At 37.2% G+C, this 19,706-nt stretch carries 17 protein-coding genes; 10 read left to right on the forward strand and 7 right to left on the reverse strand.

All coding sequences use genetic code 11. The features are described from left to right. Positions 1-159: 159 nt before the first annotated feature. Positions 160-918: a glucose 1-dehydrogenase gene (locus B154_RS0104105; protein WP_018612053.1), complete on the reverse strand. Its 759-nt coding sequence runs from the start codon at positions 916-918 to the stop codon at positions 160-162. Positions 919-1,205: 287 nt separating this feature from the next. On the opposite strand from B154_RS0104105, the gene B154_RS27640 reads away from it, so the two are divergent. Together B154_RS27640 and B154_RS0104115 are read left to right on the forward strand one after the other, a co-directional pair. After that, positions 1,206-3,110, forward strand: coding sequence for a PAS domain-containing sensor histidine kinase (locus B154_RS27640; RefSeq protein WP_071595255.1), 1,905 nt, complete (start codon positions 1,206-1,208; stop codon positions 3,108-3,110). Beyond that, positions 3,110-3,520 carry a response regulator gene (locus B154_RS0104115; protein ID WP_018612055.1) on the forward strand — a complete coding sequence of 137 codons (411 nt, stop codon included), beginning with the start codon at positions 3,110-3,112 and terminating at the stop codon, positions 3,518-3,520. The genes B154_RS27640 and B154_RS0104115 overlap by 1 nt, the downstream gene beginning before the upstream one ends. Positions 3,521-3,541: 21 nt before the next feature. Here B154_RS0104115 and ytxJ read toward each other — a convergent pair whose 3' ends face one another. Further along, entirely contained in the window at positions 3,542-3,877 is a 336-nt protein-coding gene (gene ytxJ / locus B154_RS0104120) for a bacillithiol system redox-active protein YtxJ (protein WP_018612056.1), read from the reverse strand. Positions 3,878-4,183: 306 nt separating this feature from the next. Between ytxJ and B154_RS0104125 the strand changes: the two genes are divergently transcribed. The 3 genes from B154_RS0104125 (at position 4,184) to B154_RS0104140 (ending at position 8,074) form a co-directional block, all read left to right on the forward strand. Continuing rightward, positions 4,184-5,389, forward strand: a complete 1,206-nt coding sequence (locus tag B154_RS0104125) for a DEAD/DEAH box helicase (RefSeq protein WP_018612057.1) — start codon at positions 4,184-4,186, stop codon at positions 5,387-5,389. Positions 5,390-6,184: 795 nt separating this feature from the next. Then, the gene (locus tag B154_RS0104130) at positions 6,185-6,505 is read left to right on the forward strand and encodes a hypothetical protein (protein ID WP_018612058.1); all 321 of its coding nucleotides are present in this window, start codon (positions 6,185-6,187) and stop codon (positions 6,503-6,505) included. Between the two features lie 243 nt (positions 6,506-6,748). Then, complete coding sequence (locus B154_RS0104140; protein WP_018612060.1) at positions 6,749-8,074, forward strand: sigma-54-dependent transcriptional regulator; 1,326 nt, start codon at positions 6,749-6,751, stop codon at positions 8,072-8,074. Between the two features lie 8 nt (positions 8,075-8,082). Here the strand turns inward: B154_RS0104140 and B154_RS0104145 are convergent, their stop codons facing one another. The 3 genes from B154_RS0104145 to B154_RS0104155 form a co-directional block, all read right to left on the reverse strand. Next, on the reverse strand, positions 8,083-10,590 hold the full coding sequence (locus B154_RS0104145) for a hybrid sensor histidine kinase/response regulator (RefSeq protein ID WP_018612061.1): 2,508 nt from the start codon (positions 10,588-10,590) through the stop codon (positions 8,083-8,085). 322 nt (positions 10,591-10,912) lie between these two features. Next, positions 10,913-11,212, reverse strand: a complete 300-nt coding sequence (locus tag B154_RS27645; RefSeq protein ID WP_018612062.1) for an RNA recognition motif domain-containing protein — start codon at positions 11,210-11,212, stop codon at positions 10,913-10,915. A 487-nt stretch (positions 11,213-11,699) separates the two neighbouring features. Beyond that, on the reverse strand, positions 11,700-12,314 hold the full coding sequence (locus tag B154_RS0104155; RefSeq protein ID WP_018612063.1) for a hypothetical protein: 615 nt from the start codon (positions 12,312-12,314) through the stop codon (positions 11,700-11,702). Between the two features lie 198 nt (positions 12,315-12,512). Here B154_RS0104155 and B154_RS33575 point away from each other — a divergent pair, with 198 nt between their 5' ends. From B154_RS33575 to B154_RS0104170, 3 genes are all read left to right on the forward strand, one after another. Continuing rightward, positions 12,513-12,644 carry a hypothetical protein gene (locus B154_RS33575; RefSeq protein WP_018612064.1) on the forward strand — a complete coding sequence of 44 codons (132 nt, stop codon included), beginning with the start codon at positions 12,513-12,515 and terminating at the stop codon, positions 12,642-12,644. Between the two features lie 59 nt (positions 12,645-12,703). Then, positions 12,704-13,126 carry a hypothetical protein gene (locus B154_RS0104165; protein ID WP_018612065.1) on the forward strand — a complete coding sequence of 141 codons (423 nt, stop codon included), beginning with the start codon at positions 12,704-12,706 and terminating at the stop codon, positions 13,124-13,126. Between the two features lie 254 nt (positions 13,127-13,380). Beyond that, positions 13,381-14,361, forward strand: a complete 981-nt coding sequence (locus B154_RS0104170) for a 3-keto-disaccharide hydrolase (RefSeq protein WP_018612066.1) — start codon at positions 13,381-13,383, stop codon at positions 14,359-14,361. Positions 14,362-14,429: 68 nt separating this feature from the next. Here the strand turns inward: B154_RS0104170 and B154_RS0104175 are convergent, their stop codons facing one another. Further along, complete coding sequence (locus B154_RS0104175; RefSeq protein WP_018612067.1) at positions 14,430-14,852, reverse strand: secondary thiamine-phosphate synthase enzyme YjbQ; 423 nt, start codon at positions 14,850-14,852, stop codon at positions 14,430-14,432. 259 nt (positions 14,853-15,111) lie between these two features. Here B154_RS0104175 and B154_RS0104180 point away from each other — a divergent pair, with 259 nt between their 5' ends. Next, positions 15,112-15,543, forward strand: coding sequence for an SET domain-containing protein (locus tag B154_RS0104180; RefSeq protein WP_018612068.1), 432 nt, complete (start codon positions 15,112-15,114; stop codon positions 15,541-15,543). A 28-nt stretch (positions 15,544-15,571) separates the two neighbouring features. On the opposite strand, the gene B154_RS0104185 is transcribed toward B154_RS0104180, so the two are convergent. Then, on the reverse strand, positions 15,572-16,405 hold the full coding sequence (locus B154_RS0104185) for an MBL fold metallo-hydrolase (protein ID WP_018612069.1): 834 nt from the start codon (positions 16,403-16,405) through the stop codon (positions 15,572-15,574). A gap of 505 nt (positions 16,406-16,910) precedes the next feature. On the opposite strand from B154_RS0104185, the gene B154_RS0104190 reads away from it, so the two are divergent. Then, positions 16,911-19,385, forward strand: a complete 2,475-nt coding sequence (locus tag B154_RS0104190; RefSeq protein WP_026259947.1) for a glycoside hydrolase family 95 protein — start codon at positions 16,911-16,913, stop codon at positions 19,383-19,385. The last annotated feature ends 321 nt before the right edge of the window (positions 19,386-19,706 follow it).

Raw genomic sequence — 19,706 nt, forward strand, 5'->3', positions numbered from 1 at the left:
TGAAAAACCACTTTATTGGTTTCACCAGAACTTTGTTTTAACAGGGGAATTAATGCATTTATTGGCGAAAGGAAAATTTTTTGCATTCAGGGTTCTAGCAATAGCCATTGCAGATTAAAATAAAAAAGTAAAAGTTTTTGCAATTATATATAGACGTACTTATTGCGATAAATATCCACCATCTATAGCATAATAACTACCCGTGACAAAAGATGCTTTATCAGAACTTAGCCATACTACTAACTCCGCTACTTCAATTGATTCTCCGAACCTGCCAATGGGATGTAGTTGCACTAACATTTTCTTTGCTGCGTCATCAATACCAGCTTCTGCTAATAAAGGCGTATTGATAAAAGCAGGTCCGATTGAATTGACACGGATACCTTTTCTTGAATATTCGATCGCAGCATTTTTTGTTAATCCAACAACTGCATGCTTGGCACTGACGTAACCCGCTGAATTGGCAAAACCAACCGAACCCAAAATAGAAGAATTGTTGACAATAGTACCTTTACCCTGTTTCAGCATTTGTTGCAATTCGTATTTCATACAGTAAAAAACACTACTGAGGTTTACTGCTATGATCCTGTCCCACCCCTCTATACTCATGTCACTTATAGCATTTTCCTCTCCTGCAATACCGGCATTATTAAAGGCAATATCAAGGCTTCCAAATGCCTCAATTGTTTTATTTACTAATTGCTCACAGTCTCTCGCCTGGCTTACATCTGCCTTTACAAAAACGGCATCCCCACCCTTTTGCTTAATTTGTGCCACTACATCGTTTCCAGCTTGTTCATGTATGTCAGACACAACTACTCTTGCGCCATGCTCGGCATATAATATCGCGGTAGCTTTTCCAATACCTGATGCTCCTCCTGTTACAATGGCTACTTTACCTTTTAAATCATTTTCCATATGTTTATTTCGTTTTATTAATTAATTTTCTTTTATAATAAGTGTAATTCAAAAGACTAGTGGCTGTTGCATTAACAGTTACTTATATTAAAGTTGTTTTTTAAATGTACGATTGAGTAAAGTCACTTGAAATCAACGCTTACTCATAAGGTAAAACTATTTATCTCCTCACCTATTTTACATGTTTTCTATCATCATACCTGCTGAGTTCTATCATAAATCCACGAGATAAACTTTGTTCTTTACCTTTGCACTATAAGAAGCATTAGAAACTTTTCAGTTTAATTATGTTGTCAAATTGCCAGTCACTTCTTCAAACGATCACCGTTGGTATTTTTATGCTCGATGTTGATGGAAATATTACATATTGCAATCCGGCCGCCTCAGCTATTACAGGCTATTCTGCCCAGGAGTTATTACTAAAACCTTTATCGTTTATTTATAATTATAAGGGCGATACAACTAAACTTGACTACGAACTTGGGTTAGCGCTCAAAAAAGGAAGTTTAATTTCGGAAGGATGGAAAACAAAAAAAGGTGATGGCAAATTTTGGGCAGAAATGATTTTGTCTCCCCTATATGATGACCAAAACAAATGGACCGGTTATAGTTGTATTCTTCACGACATTTCTGATAAAAAGAGAAAGGAGCTGGAGGTCAGGGAAAACGAAGAACGTTTTCGCTTAATGGTAGAAGGTATACAGGACTATTCAATTTTCATGATGGATCCTCACGGTTATATTATGAGCTGGAATGAAGGTGCTAAGCGCATTACGGGCTATAATCCGGACGAGATAATTGGTAAGCATTTTTCAATTTTCTATAGAAAAGAAGATGCAGAAAGCAAAAAGCCGGAAAAAGAATTAAAAATTGCCATTGAAACCGGAAGGTATGAAGAAGAAGGTTGGAGAGTTAAGAAAAATGGTTCTATTTTTTGGGCCAATATAGCAGTTACTGCTTTATACAATGAACAGAACGCCTTGATCGGTCTTTCAAAAGTGACCCTTGACACTACCGAGCGTAAAAAAAATGAAGAAGCCCTGCTACAGAGCGAAGAACGATACCGTTTATTAGTAGAGCAGGTAGCTGATTATGGAATTTTTATGATGGATGAAAAGGGAAGGATCATCAGTTGGAATGCCGGTGCAAAAAAAATTAAAGGTTATACAGCAAATGAGATAATTGGAAAATACTTCTCTATTTTTTACCCCGAAGAAGACATTCTGAAAGGAAAGCCTGCTGATGAATTAAAAATTGCAAGAGCAGAAGGTAAGTACGAGGAAGAAGGATGGAGAATTAGAAAGGATGGAAGCAGGTTTTGGGCCAACATAGTAATTACCGCTGTTTATAATAAGGATGGTAGCTTGCTGGGTTTCTCAAAAGTAACAAGGGACCTTACAGAAAGAAAAGAAGCAGAAAAAGCATTAAGGGAAAGTTACAATCGTTATCGTTTAATTGCAAATCAACTGAAAGTATCGAATACAGAATTGTCAGATGCAAATGAAGAATTAGAACAATTTACTTCTATAGTATCACATGATCTGCAGGAGCCCGTAAGAACCATTAAAAGTTTTTTGCAGTTGCTCGATATGAATCTAAATGAAAGGCAGACCGCAGATCTCAAAAACTACATACACAAGGCCATTACTGCAGCCAACCGAATGAAAGAACTAATTCAGAATGTTCTTCAGTATTCTCAGTTAAGTAAAGTTGAAATAGTAAAAGAAACAGTAAGTGTAAATGAACTTTTTAGTGAAGCCTTGCAAAATATAAAGACTTCTGTAGAAGCCAGCAAGGCGCAGATAACAATCGAAAATGAAGTGGCAACAGTACAGGGCAATCGCATTCAATTGGTACAACTTATACAAAATTTATTAACTAACGCGGTAAAGTTTTCTGATACTAAAACTCCTGAAATAAAAATTAAATGCCGCAATGAAGAGGGGAATATTAAATTTACAATATCTGATAACGGTATTGGTATTGCAGAGAATGATGTAAATAAAGTGTTTGAAATTTTCCGAAGACTAAACACGAAAAAAAAATATCCGGGAACGGGAATTGGCTTAGCAATTTGCAAGAAGATTATCGATCGCCACGGTGGCCATATCTGGGCAGAATCGAAGTTAGGAAAAGGGACTACTTTTTATTTTACTCTTAAAGAAGAAACAACTGAAAGGCAACATGCATAATGAAGAAGTATAAAATTATTATCGTTGAGAATGATGAGGACGAACAACTCTTTATGAAAGAAGGGTTTGCCTCTACAGGCTTGTTTGAAATTATTGCACAAGTATTAAATGGTGATGATTTATTGGACTGGCTGGAAGAACATCAATCAACATTACCAGATCTGATATTATCTGATCTCAACATGCCCGGCAAAAATGGCTACGATGTTATTGAGCTTATAAAAGGCAATCCTGCATATAGACATATCCCGGTTATTATTACCTCCACTTCCTCTACAAAGACCATTATTGACAAATGCTTAGCGAAGGGAGCCGCAGACTATGTAGTAAAACCTGATACATTTGTACAGTACGTGCCCTACGTGAAAGAATTATACAACCTGATTGAGCAAAAGCAGTTAGTAAAGTAATAATCTCGGTTACAATTTTACTTAATTGTTTTGGATGGCATCTGCAGTCGAGGCGGCTGAAATATCATAAAGCGCTTCGTTGTACGTGCATTCACCATCTTGAATTAATAATAGCTGGGGAGATTGATGTTCAACATTAAACTGTTCTGCAACAGCATCTGATATGTCCCGATAAGCAAGCAGATCCAGAAAATAAACCGATTGCACATCTGACAGAGAATCTGCCTCCTGTTCAAATCGCCTCCTTACCCCTTTACTAATGGGACATGTGGTATTGTGTTTAAAAATTACATTAAATCCTTTAGCCGCTTTTATTTCCTCTAGTTGCTCTATCCGTTCTAATGGTATAAATTCCATAAACTATTTTATTTGTAACCGGTTATTGTACCAATACTGTTCCAGCTTAAACATGTCGGCTTTCTAACTTAAATCAAAAAAGGACACCAGTATTTTAAAATGAGATAAAAATAACACAGCATTTAAGTGAGAAAATAATGTTGATTTTTGTCGGCAGAAAGCTAATAAGAAGTTGAAGTGTGTAACTATGAAGTGAAATTGACGAATGTTACCAAAACAATAAACAGTTATTCTATCTGCTTCTTCTCATTTCGTTATCTTTGAAGATATCACTAACAAAATTTCTATACTTAATATACTACAGGTTTGACATTTAAAGATTTTGGATTCGATGAAAGATTGCTTGAGGGAATTGAGGCAACAGGATATGAAACTGCAACTCCGGTTCAAGAGCAGGTTATTCCGCACATACTGGCAGGAAAAGATATTATAGCATCAGCACAAACCGGCACGGGTAAAACTGCCGCATTTCTTTTGCCTATTGTTCATAAAATTATTTCTGCCCCCAATCACGATCACATAAATGCGCTGATTATTGTTCCTACCCGGGAACTGGCAATACAAATTGCAGAGAACCTGGAGGGACTGTCATACTTTACCCCCATTAGCTCAATCGCAGTGTATGGAGGTGGCAGTGGCGGAACCTTTGTTCAGGAACGACAGGCTCTGTCAGCAGGGGCAGATATCGTTATCTGTACGCCGGGAAGATTAATTGGACATCTGGCTATGGGCTATGTAAAGCTAAAGCAACTTGATTATTTAGTACTGGATGAAGCAGATCGGATGCTGGACATGGGTTTTAATGAAGATATCATGAAGATCATTTCGTATCTTCCTGCAGATAGGCAAACTCTGTTATTTTCTGCAACCATGCCGCATAAGATCAGGGAACTTGCCCGTAAAATATTGCGGCAACCTGTAGAAGTAAATATTTCTTTATCGAAACCGCCCGAGAGAATAAAGCAGGAAGCTTTTGTAATCTACGACTCTCAAAAGCCTGCACTTATCAAACATATCCTTCAACAAAAAGAGTTTAAAAGCGTTATTATTTTCTGCTCTAAAAAAAATAATGTAAAGCAGCTTGCACGGGAGTTAAAGAAAGCAGGATTTTCTGCGGAAGAAATTCATTCAGACCTGGAGCAGAACGTAAGAGAACAGGTACTGTCAGCTTTTATAAATGGACGCGTAAAAATATTGGTTGCAACAGACATATTGTCGAGAGGTATACATATTGATAATATAGACCTTGTTATTAACTATGATGTTCCCAATGATGGGGAAGATTATGTTCATAGAATCGGGCGTACTGCCAGGGCGGAAAATGAGGGTACAGCTTATACCCTAATTAACGAAAAAGAGCAAAACAAGTTTGCAGCAATAGAAAAATTGTTAGGTCATGCTGTAATGAAAACTCCTGTTCCTTCCGGGCTAGGTGAAACTCCCGCTTATCAACCGCGCACTTTTAAAGCTGATAACAGAAGATTCAGTAATAAGCGTAATTATAAACCGTAAGATGTAAGGCTAATAATGAAAATGAAATACTTTGCTGAATTTACCGGCTTAAAATAAGGTAAAGGCATCCTCATTTTTTACTTAATTTCCCACAGCGCTGTAGGAGTCTGAAGTGTAATGTCTCAATCAATCAGCTTTGTACACTCTTATACCACATTCCTCGGCACAAGTTTGTACACTTAACAATACTTATCGACCACGCGAACTCAATCTTAAATTATTCAAACAAGAAATTTTTTTTTGACCCTTTTTGATTAACAACAGAAACATCTGTAAATAAAAAACCTCCACGATAGCAGAGGTATTTTTTGGGGATCGAGATATTGGAAAACAAATCTTTCAAAGGATATAATTATATCAACATTTATTATGCCAAATTTATAACAGGAGAAAGTATTGATATAACTTTTTGTAATTCCAATCCATCATCACGTCAAAACTGTTTTACAAAAACGCCAAAAAGTCTTATTCGTAAAATTATAGTTACATTTTGCCTAGTTAACTGAAAGTTTCAATTAGTTTAAAAACCGGCGTTTTTTTATTTTGATTGAGTAAGCATATAAACGTTTTTACTGCTCGCACTACCGCTATGGTAACAGAACCAGGGCAAAAATGGAAGAATCCTCGTGCGATGTAGTAAAAGTCCACGTTTTGTGGTAAAGTAGGACAATAAAGAAATCAATGCAGAAAAAAAACTTTCTGATTATCAGTTAGTTAGCAGTAAGAAATCTTTTGGCATATTTTTCCTTCATAAGGAACAAAACAATTTAAATAATCAACTCAAACAATTAATTAATGAAAAAAGTAATCATTGCATCAGCAGCCCTATTTTTTGCAGCAATTTCAAACGTTAAGGCCGGTACTACTAATACTGCAGTTGAAATTACAACTAGTGTAAAAGCAGACACTACAGAACAAAGAACTCCAGTAAAACCGGAAGAACTTCCTGCAACTGTACAACAAACCCTTTCAGGTGATGATTACAAAGGATGGACTCCGAGCAGTGCATTCTTAGTAGCGAAAGACGGAAAAGAATATTATGAAGTTAAACTAACTAAGGAAGGAAGCGAAGCAAATATCGTAAAGTTTGATAAAGACGGTAAGAAAGTAGACTAAGCTATTTCAAACACAGTTTTTTAAATAAAAGACCGGGCATGCCCGGTCTTTTATTTTTTAGCACAACTTTTGTTAACCCGGCGTAAATAATAGATTTAAAAAAATAGGAATTGATTTTCATTAAGATACACCACAAAAAAGCCTGTTACATTGCCACGTAAAAAAAGCAAGGCGAGGCGTTACAGGCCAGGCAAGAAACCCGCTGATTAATTTAGATGTAGCTTTACAGTTTACAAGTTTGATATGAGTAATATTCTGCTAGTTGAGGATGACCAAACCTTTTCTAAAATATTGGAAAGTTTTTTGGTCAAAAATGGGTTTAACATTAATATTAAACACGACGTACAATCAGGCTTACAAGCGATTAATGAAACCAAATTCGACTTGTTGTTGCTTGATTATCGCCTGCCAGATGGAACCGGTTTAGATTTTCTAACTGCTTGCTCTAAGGATTGTAGCAACCTGCCCACTATTATGATGACAGGTTTTAATGATGTCAGAACTGCCGTTAAAGCTATGAGGTCGGGAGTTTTTGAATACATTATTAAACCTTTGAATCCGGATGAATTATTAATGGTCATTAATGAAGCTTTAAATAAAGGAGATCAAAAGGGCTTAGAACGGGAAACAACCAAAGAGTTTATTGAAGGGCAAAGCAAAGTTGCACAGAAACTTACCGAACACATAGAATTGGTTGCACCAACTGACATGTCAGTTTTAATAATAGGCGAAAGTGGAACGGGCAAAGAGTACGTCGCAAGGTCAATCCATACATTAAGTAAACGGAAGGATAAACCATTTGTGGCCATAGATTGTGGTACACTATCAAAAGATCTGGCTGCAAGTGAATTGTTTGGACATTTGAAGGGAGCCTTTACAGGTGCTTTGACCGATAAAAAAGGCGCATTTGAAATTGCCAATGGCGGAACTGTTTTTTTAGATGAAATAGGTAACCTGGGGTACGACGTGCAGGTAAAGTTGTTGAGAATGCTGCAAGAGCGAACAATACAACCCGTGGGAAGCAACAAGCTGATAGATATTGATATCAGGTTGGTATCTGCGACCAATGACAACTTAATCTCCAGTATATCAAAAGGTGGTTTTAGGGAAGATATTTATCATAGAATAAATGAATTTAAAATACAAGTTCCGTCATTAAGGGAACGCGGGGAAGATTTGGAACTATTTATAACACACTTTATACAACTTGCTAATAAGGAACTTGGGAAATCAGTAGAAAAAGTTACCGGAGAAGTAATGGAGATTTTTAAAAATTACGATTGGCCTGGAAACTTGCGCGAATTAAAAAATGTAATTAAAAGAATGGTGCTGCTTTCAAAAACAGCAATAGCAGATAAAGATGTTTTGCCTGATGAAATGATTGATTCTGTATATGAGCAACCAAAAAAACAAACGCATGACTTAAAGGCCATACAGGAAGCAGGCGAAAAAGAGACTATATCAAAAGTGTTGCAACAAACAAAATACAATAAAACGAAAGCTGCAAAACTTTTAAATATAGATAGAAAAACCCTTTACTACAAAATGGAACTGTACGGAATTGATTAGGCTGTGACCTATGCAGGTGTCTCCAATTCAATTTCAAGTACTTTTAAGAAGCTATTTAGTTCAGAAAATATATCGTCTATTTCGTCTTTTAAGCTTTCCACCTGGCAGTTTCTTCTTATCGCTGCTTCACTTCTGCGTAACTGTGTTGCCAGCTTTTTCTCTCCTACCTGCCCTACTCTGCCCGCTAACCTATGAATGATTAAACTTGTTTTTTCTAAATTATTCTTTTGTACTGCAACTGATAGTTCCTCGATATCCGAAGTAGTATCATTATGACATTGCTTCAAGATCGAATTTACCTGCTGGCGGTCTCCTACCATCTGTGCCAATCTCTCTAAATTTAACGTACCTGGCAAAACCTTTGTGTCCGGCTTTTCCTGTAGTACCGTAATCAATTCTGCTTCATTAAAAGGCTTTAAAAGCAAATCGTTAAACCCATTCTTTAGTATTGAAGCTTTTTCTTGCGGCAGTACCTGTGCTGTAAGTGCAATTATTCGTGTACTGGCAGGTATTTTTTTCCTAAGCAATACACATAGCTCTGCGCCGTTAATGCCCGGTAGCCTCATATCAGCAAAAACAACCTTTACATCATTATCCCACGGTTCATCCAATAACTTTTCAGCAGTATTAAAACAGGTGTGTTTAATGTTGTACTTGTCAAGTATTATAGAACTAAGACGAAGAATAAGTTCATCATCATCCACTAACCATACCTTCCCTTTAAATGAGGACGGATTAAAAGGCAATGAATTTGTTTCATCAACAGGCAATTCATTTGCATATTCAAAAGGTACTATCACTTCAAATCTCGATCCTTTTCCGGGTTGGCTTTCGACTTTTATGGTGCCTTGTTGTGCCTCTACCAATTCTTTTACAATGCTTAGTCCAAGGCCTGTTCCATTTTGCCCTTTAAAAGAATTTTTATTTACCTGCTCAAACTGGTTGAAGATGTATTTTATTTCTTCTTCATTCATCCCGATACCAGTATCTTCTACAACAAAAGAACAGGTAAGCCGTGAGCCTTTGTTTGTTGCTACAACAGACAGTTTTACACTTCCTTCTTCTGTAAATTTTATCGCGTTTCCTAATAAATTAAATAATACCTGTTTTAGTCTAAACGGATCTCCTTTGATATAGGGCAGTGATGAGAGGTTGGTACCCAACAACTCCAACTTTAACGACTTTCGCCCGGCGAGCAACTGCAAACCCGAAACAACTTCTGTAATTACTTTGCCTAATGAGAAAGTTTTACTTTCAATGCTAAACTTACCCGATGTAATTCTGCTATAATCCAATACTTCGTTTACAATCTGCAGAAGATGTTGAGAAGAGTTATAGATAGCCCGAACATTTTCATCATATTGTTTTTCCTGATGTAATTGTTGTTCGGCATACCCAATTATCGATTGCAGCGGTGTTCTGATCTCATGACTCATGTTCGTCAAAAAACGTTGTTTCGACATGCTGTGATATTCTGCCTCAGATTTAGCAGCTTCCAATTCTTTGCGGTACCTACGGCTTCGGGTAACGTCTATCAAAATCAATATGCCAAAAACCAGGGCTATAATAATAAACAAAATAGTAATAAGCCTTGTACGGCTAATTGTTTCACGTGCAAGTATAACGGTCGATGCCGTTTTTTCCTTCACTTGCTCCATCTCCTGGGTTTCGACCTCGTTAAGATTGTTTAACAGCTTATGTATTAAAACATTGTTTGCCTTTAGCAAATCCCCTTCACTCTCTATTAATCGATTTAATCTCTGTATTCTCCAGCTTTCAATTTTTCTCAGCGATGTTCCAATACTGGCTATAGAAGTATCGCTTTTTGCTATTGAAAGGGTATCTACCCTGCTTTTGATCTCTTCCTCAATAATTACCTGCGGCTGTTTTGGTATAACGATCGCTTCGTCTTTAGGTTTCCCAAAAATTTTGTTTATCCACGATTGTTTTTTCTGCTGGGTTACAACAGTATCAGAAGGGATAATTGTAGTGGTGGTTGTCTTCTTCTCACTGGTAACCACATTACTGTCTACCAGTACTTTTGGACTGTCTATCTGCTCAGACAATGCGTGCAACTGCCGTTCATAAACTTTCTTTTGTTCAATTTGATAACGTAATTTCAGGTAATCACAAAACAGTTTGTTGTCTGAACGTAATAGTGAGGTAATAGAGTCAAGACGCGATAATTGCAGCGGTTCATCGAGCAGGAACTGGCGGAGCGAGGCAATATTACCGCTAATTTCCTTTGTTTGTTTTATAAATGCTAAAGAAGGTTTTTCCTTCCCTTTAATAACTTCCGTTTGTTGCAAATGCGGAAGCCTTGAAACATTTATAAATAGCTTTCTTGATATGCTTAATTTTTCATTAGGCATCGCAAGTTCCTTTACTATCAGTGTTATTTTTTGAAACGCAAGACGATTAACCGCCCACATAGCTCCTAAAGAAATAAAAATCAAAGCGAGTACTATGATAATTTTTCCTTTCATTGTTTCAACAAATCTTGCGTGTCTTTCCATTCCTAACCTTTTGCATGACTGCTTACAAGCTTAATTTAAAAACTAATTCAACCGTAAATTCAAAAATAGCTTAAAACAAACAGGGGCATTTTATCAGAAGTAAAGTTAACAGCGGAAAATTGTTAAAAATTTACCGGCTTAGTGAGAAATAAAGTATTCAGGGGGGCAAGCCCGACACTTTATTTTATTAAAGGTCTATAACGTAGAAATTATCGTAAGTTTTACAGGGCTAATTAAGGTCAATTGCCGATAATAAACAATAAAACGTTTATTGTTAACTATCCCTTTTATGAATGATGAAGAATCTAAAAACCAGTAAAGCTTAATACCTGTTATTGAATCTTTTATTATTGGTTCGTCCAAAACCATTATTGACGGGTTGTTCCTCAGCTTCTTTAACAGTCATTTTCTTTCCGCGGCTAAGTCCTGCTCCATCTAAGGCTTCTATCGTTTCCTCAGCTTCATTTCTTTTTGGCATCTCTACAAAACCAAATCCTTTGCTTTTTCCTGTTGCCTTATCTACAACCAACTTTGCATATTTTACTTCCCCGTATAATTCAAACATTTCTTTTAGATCAACGTCATCAAAATCGTTTGGAAGTCCGGCAACAAAAAGCTTCATTTTATTAGTTTAAAGTAAAATTACACAGATCGCACTAACTAAGCTAATATATAACTATTTAAAATTCCTGTTTTTCTTTTTTAACTTTTAGAATAAGATATTTTGAACAAATAATAATTAGTTCGTAACAATCACTTTTACTAAAAAAAACTTTTATCGCAGAAGTATGTGTGTTTAAAAGATTAGCCTATTTATTGTTTTTTATTTAAACAAAAAATACCGCCATTTGAGGAATAAAAGTTTAAATATATTAAAAAAATATCTATCTTTAATAAAAGGGGGCGCAGTCTGTCAGGATTGGGGATCATTTTCCCAACAGGCATTAGGCGGCCCCCTTAATAATTATAAATATTTTAAATTAATTACTAAAATTAAAGTTACAGAAACGGTTTAAATAATTACTTAAAGCTTTTTGAGAATTTGTTTATCAAAAAAGTGTAAAGTTCGATTAAAATAACGATGCAGCTGTAAAATAGATAATTTTAAACTATTGAATGAAGAATGTGAGTATACCTGTTGCCACTAACGTTACTCCTGTAATTATGCCGGCATTGTGTTCCAGCGAATGCCAGTTTAGTCTTAATAAACCTTTATAAGCATATCTCACCAAAAGCAACATTCCTATCATCGTTATAAATAAATACAGTAAAGCGATAAACCAAGCCAGCCATAACGGGTATGCCCCTGCCAGCAGAAAATACGCCTCAATTTCCATACATGGGGAAAAAAACATTGCTATAACTAATGCTGTTATTATCGCCGCTTTAGGTTTTTTCTTCTTTATTTCTTCATCTATATGAAAATGTTTGTGTTTGTGGTGTCGGTATATGAATGCAATGCCTATTGAAATAAGAATAATCGGTGCAATAACACTTGTAAAATGAGTTAAGCTACCTTCTAGTTTAGCACCTACTATGCTTAATATTGCTCCTATTAAAACTGTGCTTACGCCATGCGCCAAACCACAAATCAATGTTACTTTGGTCACTTCCGCAGTTGTCCATCGTTCTTTTTTACCTATAGCAAGTATAGGAAGCCAGTGATTAGGTATAACTGCATGTAGTAAACTGATAATTAAACTACCTGTAATAATTGAGAACATTATTTTTATAATCTGATTTTTTATACTGTTACAAGAAGAGTTTTATAAAGATATCACTGTCTGCATTTTAATTAGTAACGAAAACTTCGGCAAGAGTTTCAATTTATTCATTTTACCTGCAAATGGCTTTTCCTCAAGCATTTTTCACCTTCATGCCAAAGACGCCGAATTCAACTATATTTTAGTCATTTCACGTCAATGAAAAGGCTGATATCGGTTTTCAGCAACTTGCAAATGTCGGCAACTGCAAATCAGCTTCCATTTTTTGACGGCTACATTGATTATGAAATGGGTGAAATGAATGGTAATTATTATCATACTGGTTGCTGACCATGCTCATATTAAAATTAAAATGTTGAAAATAGATTTGCTATAAACTCCCTACTAATATGACCAATTTAATTGCAGTATATTATATAAACGAACTCGACGATTGGAAAAAAACTATTGATTTGCAACTGAAAGAAATAGAAGAATCGAAAGAGTGGCTAAACGAGATCTTACAGTTTAATACTATACTTAAACTTGCAGCTAAAGTAGAACATTATTTAAACGCCCTTCTCTTGTCGCAACAGAATTTGTTGTACATGAAATACAACATTCAAACCCTGGAATTGAAGTTATATAAAGAAGAAAGGCCGGTAGAGAATGAGATGGTGACCGAAGATTTAAAAAAGCACCAGAACGAATTACGGGCTAAAATGCACCGCACCGAGAAAGAATACCTCGATATTAAGTATAGCTGCGACGAATTTCTTGCCGAAACTGTTATTGAACAGAATAAAAAAAAGAAAAATGACAGCCAGCATTAAAAAACCCTGCTCGGGATAGTATTTATCAACCTGGTTTACAAGCTTAGAATTAGACGTGCAACAACAGAAATTGATTAACTAAAAAGATCAAAGCCACATTTCCTATATTTGTTTTCGAGAGTGCCAACAAGCACATATTGTTTTGCTAATTAGAACAGAACAAGAGTGGGATGTTGTTTTTGATTGGAAAGAGATATTTGTAATAAGTTGTTTTTAAGGTTAATATCAAAATCGGGAACAATAAAAAGAAAAATATGAAAAGAACACCAGCATCAATGATGAAGCAAATTTTCCATCACGTGTTGATGGTAGCGATCCCGCTACTATTTACACTGCCAGATGCTAAGGCTGATAAGCTTGCTGTAGAAAATCCTGATTCTTCTTCTATTGAAGGAAGGTGGGACATGACAGTTAACATGGCAGGAAAAGAAGTGCCGTCATGGCTGGAGATTCGGCATTCCGGTCTCCATACACTTGTTGGTTCATTTGTGGGAGGAGGAGGAAGTGCGCGGCCAATTTCAAAGGTCAACTTCGACGATGGAAAGATGAGTTTTTCAATTCCTCCACAATGGGAGCCGGAAAACAAAGATCTTTCAGTTGAGGGAACGTTTGCGGGAAACAGTTTAACGGGCTCAATGATTGCCAGTAATGGTGAAAATTATACCTGGACCGCGGTTCGTGCTCCGTCTCTTCGCCGCCAGACAACACCTGTTTGGGGAAAATCTATCAAGCTATTTAACGGAACAGATTTAAAAGGATGGCATGCACTCGGAGAGAATCAATGGAAAGCAGAAAATGGTATTCTGCGAAGTCCAAAGTCTGGTTCCAATCTTGTGACTGATGAAGCTTACCAGGACTTTAAGCTGCATATTGAGTTTCGTTACCCAAAAGGCAGCAACAGCGGGGTTTATCTACGGGGCAGGTATGAAGTACAGATTGCCGACAGCAAAGGATTAGAACCGTTAAAAGATCAGTTAGGTGCAGTGTATGGATTTATATCTCCAAGTGAAATGATGGCGAAGGCTCCGGGGGAGTGGCAATCATTTGATATAACACTGGTGGGAAGAATGGTAACAGTAGCTTGTAATGGAAAGACTATTATCTGTAACCAGGAAATTCCGGGCATTACGGGGGGCGCTATCGATAGTAAAGAAAGTCAGCCAGGTCCTTTACTTATTCAGGGTGACCATGGACCTATTGAATTTCGCAATATTGTACTTACGCCAGCAAAATAAATACATCAAGGGGGAGTGGAAATTTCGTTACTTATGTCAGGTTTTTTTCTCATTATTTTGCAGGCGGATTATTCACCCCATACTGTAATGACCAGTGTTCTTGCTCCCCCAAAATTGCGGTGTTCACACAAATAAATACCCTGCCACGTACCAAGTGCAAGCCGACCATTACAAACAGGGATCAACACAGAACTGCCGAGCAATGCAGCTTTCAAATGCGCGGGCATATCGTCAGAACCTTCATCATCATGCAAATAACCCGGATCGTTTTCGGGAACGGCTTTGTTAAAATACATTTCGAAGTCTTTCCTGACAGTTGGGTCAGCATTTTCATTAATAGTTAGCGAAGCAGAAGTATGTTGAATAAAAACCTGGCAAATTCCTGCTTTGAGTTCTTTTATTTGTGGTATTATTTGAATGATTTCGTTAGTAATAAGGTGAAAACCTCTTTTTCTCTCTGGTAGCCTTAGTATTTGCTGATGTATTTTCATGCCTTTTATTTGTTATTACATTCAATAGCAATAAGCGAAGATTTTACAATTATGATGACAGTGGCAATTTTAAAAACTTAATTTCATTTGGCTCCAAAAATAAAATTGATTATTTAGATATTTACATCTGATGTACGCAGCCAGAAAATAAAAATGCACCAAAAACAAACAGAAATTTATGATTGCGGTTTAAACTTACTTTGTACGATTTCACCTTTAGAAAACTTTAAAAAAAAATTCAAATAATAAGCAGTATTAAATGGCGTTACTGGAGAAGCAACTTGAAGTAAAAGAATCAAATATACCCGGCGCCGGCAAGGGCTTATTTACAAATAAGTTTATCCCCAAAGGCGCAAGAATAGTAGAGTACAAAGGTAGAATCCGAACATGGAAAGAGGTGCAGCACGATGACTTCAATTACTATATTTTTTTTGTTGCAGAAAATCACATTATTGATGCATCTCGTCATAAAAAATCCTTTGGACGTTACATTAATGATGCAAAAGGATTGCAGAAAATAAATGGACTGCACAATAATGCAGAATTTGTTATTGACGGGTTGAAGGTATTTGTACAGGCAACAAAAAATATTGCGGCAGGAGCCGAGATATTCGTTAGCTACGGAAAGGATTATTGGGCCGTGATTCGTAAAAACAAGAAGATAGAGGAAAGGAAGGAAAAGGAAAGTTAATAATGATAAATGCCTACTATTAAAAAAACTACCCAAACGAAAATGAAAGTTGTGGAGCAAAAATTTGTTTACTGCGTCTTACATTTGAGTTGTTTTTCTCCTTAATATGAAACACCGCAGTTTCTTCAAACCTTGAAGCCACAATTATTTCAACTCCGTCAGCATGCTCATTAAATAGCTTCTCTACAACCTGAGGACAATTATTATTTTTTGATAGATGAGATAACAGCAGGTGAGTCATATAAGCAGGTTTGTGTTCCTTAAAAACTCCCAGCGCTTGTTTATTACTTAAGTGTCCCTTACCCCCTGTGATACGCTTTTTTAAATAATAAGGATAATTACCGGCATTCAACATTTCCTCATCGTAATTTGCTTCGAGGAATGCTGCATGACATTGTTTAAAATGCTTGATCACCTCTTTACATGGTATGCCTATATCTGTAAATACCCCAACCTTTATTTTATCACACGTTATGATAAAGCTATAAGGGTCTGAAGCATCGTGTACTTTTGGAAAAGCTATAACGGCAAGGTTACCTATTATGACTGGTTCATTAACAACAAAGGTCGAGGCAAGGTGGTCATCTAAAATAAATCCGCAATTGAAAAGTGTAGCTGCAGTTATGTATACGGGAAGTTGATATTTCTTAGCTAAAGTTGGTATGCCTTTAATATGGTCCGTATGTTCGTGCGATACAAAAACTGCCTTTACTTTTTGCATACTCAATCCAAGCCGCTTCATTCGTTTTTCTATCTCCCTGCACGATATGCCTGCGTCTACCAGTACTGCTTCACGATCGTTACCAATATAATAACAGTTTCCGTTGCTGCCTGAGTTTAAAGATGTAATGAATAATGACATAACAAACTATATAAAACTTTACCAATAATCTATTCCAATAGTTTTTTAAAGAATGGAATAAGTCTTTCGTTCAAAAAGATATAATACTATTGTTTTTTTTGATGGATATACAGAATCTATTTTTTCCGTTACTGCAGCCAAAGATTTCTGCAAAGTAATCCGAAATTTCCATTGATCATCGTGCTACTTAACGAGCTATGTCAGCAGCCGGATATTTTGATTTTACCAGTTGCACAAATTCTGTGTATGAATTTACAAAAACTGCACTATCAAAAGGTATTGTTTTTTATACCCTCACCATTACTTACAAGACAATTTGTCAAATCTTACATTTCCCTCGCATAGTTAGACTTGTTCTTACAAAGAAACTCTTATTTTTAATTTATTCTTTTATAATTGCTTATGTAGCCCGCAAATTGGACACTAATGATTAACGCTAAATAAAGGATAGTCGGCCTTTTAAATTTTGAATAGCAGCATTTGTATAATGATAAAAAAACAGGAAATGAAACATTTATTTTCAGCTTTCTTTTTGTTGATAACGATTGTAAGTTTTTCGCAGACTAAATCCAGACTGAAGCTTTGGTATAGAACCCCGTCCGGGGAAACCTGGGAGAACGCCTTGCCAATAGGTAACGGCAGGTTGGGCGCCATGATCTATGGTAATGTGGAAAAAGAAACGATTCAGTTAAATGAAAATACGGTTTGGAGCGGTAGTCCAAACCGTAATGATAACCCATTAGCGCTTGATTCTCTTGCCATCGTCCGGCAATTGATTTTTGAAGGCAAGCAAAAAGATGCAGAAAGAATTGCCAACAGAGTTATTGTTTCCAAAACATCACAAGGCCAAAAATTTGAACCGGTAGGCAGTCTGCAGCTTACTTTTAATGGACATGATGATTTCTCCAACTACAATAGAGAATTAGATATAGAAAGAGCTGTAACCAAAACTTCATATACAGTTGGAGATGTCACTTACACCCGAGAAGCGTTGGCTTCTTTTCCTGACCGTGTTATTGTTATGCGATTAACTGCAAGCAAACCAGGCAATATTTCCTTTACAGCTTTTTTTACAACACCTCAGAAAAAAGCAACAATTAAAACCACACCTGCTAAAGAACTGACCATTTCTGGAACTACTTCGGATCACGAAACGGTTAAAGGCATGGTAAATTACAAAGGTATCGTGCGCATAAAGCTGGATGGCGGTGCGCTTACTGCAAACGATACCTCTCTTACAATCAGCAACGCCAATGCAGCAACCATTTATATTTCTATAGCCACCAACTTCAATAATTATCATGACATTAGCGGTGATGAAAATAAAAGAGCGGCGAGCTATCTGGATAAAGCCTTTTCAAAATCCTTTGCCGCTATTTTACCTGCTCATGTTGCTGCTTATCAAAAATATTTTAACCGGGTAAAACTCGATTTGGGGAACGCTGGTGCGACAGACCTTCCTACCAATGAACGGTTGAAAAATTTCAAATTAACTAACGATCCTTCGTTTGTCACCTTGTACTATCAATTTGGTCGTTACTTGTTGATTTCTTCCTCTCAGCCCGGTGGACAGGCTGCGAACTTGCAGGGCATCTGGAACGGGGGTATCAATCCGCCCTGGGACAGTAAATACACGATTAACATTAATACTGAGATGAATTACTGGCCGGCAGAAAAAACCAATCTTGCCGAACTGCACGAACCGTTTCTTCAAATGGTAAAAGACATGTCAGAAGCAGGGAAGGAGACGGCAAAAGTAATGTACGGAGCCAGGGGCTGGATGGCGCACCATAACACCGACATCTGGCGGGTTACGGGTGCTGTTGATGGCGCTTTTTGGGGTGCATGGAGCAACGGTGGGGGATGGACTAGTGAGCACCTGTGGGAACATTACATGTACGGGGGTGACAAAGCGTTTCTGGCATCAGTGTATCCCATTTTAAAAGGGGCAGCATTGTTTTATGTTGATTTTCTGATTGAACATCCAAAATATCACTGGCTTGTCATTTGCCCCGACGAATCGCCTGAGAATGCACCTCAGGCGCACCAAAGTTCTTCACTTGATGCCGGTGTAACAATGTCTAACCAAATTGTTTTTGATGTATTCAGTACGGCTATCCGCGCCGCGCAAGTTTTGAAGAAAGATGGGACTTTTGTAGACAGCTTAAAACAGATGCGGAGCCGTTTGGCACCAATGCATGTCGGTCAATATGGTCAGTTGCAGGAATGGCTCGATGATATTGATGACCCGAAAGACAATCACCGCCACATCTCTCATTTGTATGGATTGTTTCCATCCAACCAGATATCACCCTACCGTACGCCGCAATTATATAGTGCGGCAAAAAATACGCTCATTCAACGGGGTGATATATCGACAGGTTGGAGCATGGGATGGAAAGTAAACTGGTGGGCAAGGATGCTGGATGGCAACCATGCTTACAAGCTTATTCAAAGCCAACTCTCACCGGTCGCAACTACTCCAGAGGTGCGCTACGAAGGAGGCGGAGGTACCTACAACAATCTTTTCGATGCCCACCCGCCGTTTCAAATTGATGGCAATTTTGGTTGCACTTCGGGAATTACTGAAATGCTAATGCAAAGTGCTGATGGCGCGCTGCATTTGCTGCCTGCGCTGCCCGATGTTTGGCAAACCGGCAACATTAGCGGACTGAGGGCAAGGGGCGGTTTTGAACTGGTGAGCATGGAATGGCGCAACTCAAAACTGGTAAAGGTAGTTGTACGGTCAAAACTAGGAGGCAATCTTCGTTTGCGGGTTCAAAATGCATTAAAAGTAAGCGGTGTAGGTTCCTTAAAAAAAGCAAAGGGCACAAATGCCAATCCGTTTTATCAAACAGAAGAAACACCTGCGCCAATTGTATCACCAAGTGTAACGAATGTGGCTCCTGAGTTAAAAGAAACAATACTGTATGACCTACCAACGCAAAGTGGAAAAGCATATACACTCGTTGCAGAATAATACGGTAAATGGTCATTGCAGTTATTCAATATAAAGCAATGCAGTAACAGTTAGAAATTACAATTATACCATTAGAATGGTAAATATGATAAGAAAGAAAATAATCACAACTATTGATCTCGGAGAATTTAAAATAGTCGATGAAGCGTCTGATGCTATTTATTTAAATGAAGAGGAAATTAACTACCCCCACCAAAGGTGGGGGTTTAAAATGGAAATAATCCCATAAGGGGTAAGTATCCTAGAAGAGTGTACTCCCGTCACTCCCATACTCTTTCCGTTCCTCACCTTCTTGATACTTTACATATCTCTTAATCTTTT

Source organism: Segetibacter koreensis DSM 18137 (genome assembly GCF_000374045.1).
Classification (GTDB): Bacteria; Bacteroidota; Bacteroidia; order Chitinophagales; family Chitinophagaceae; genus Segetibacter; species Segetibacter koreensis.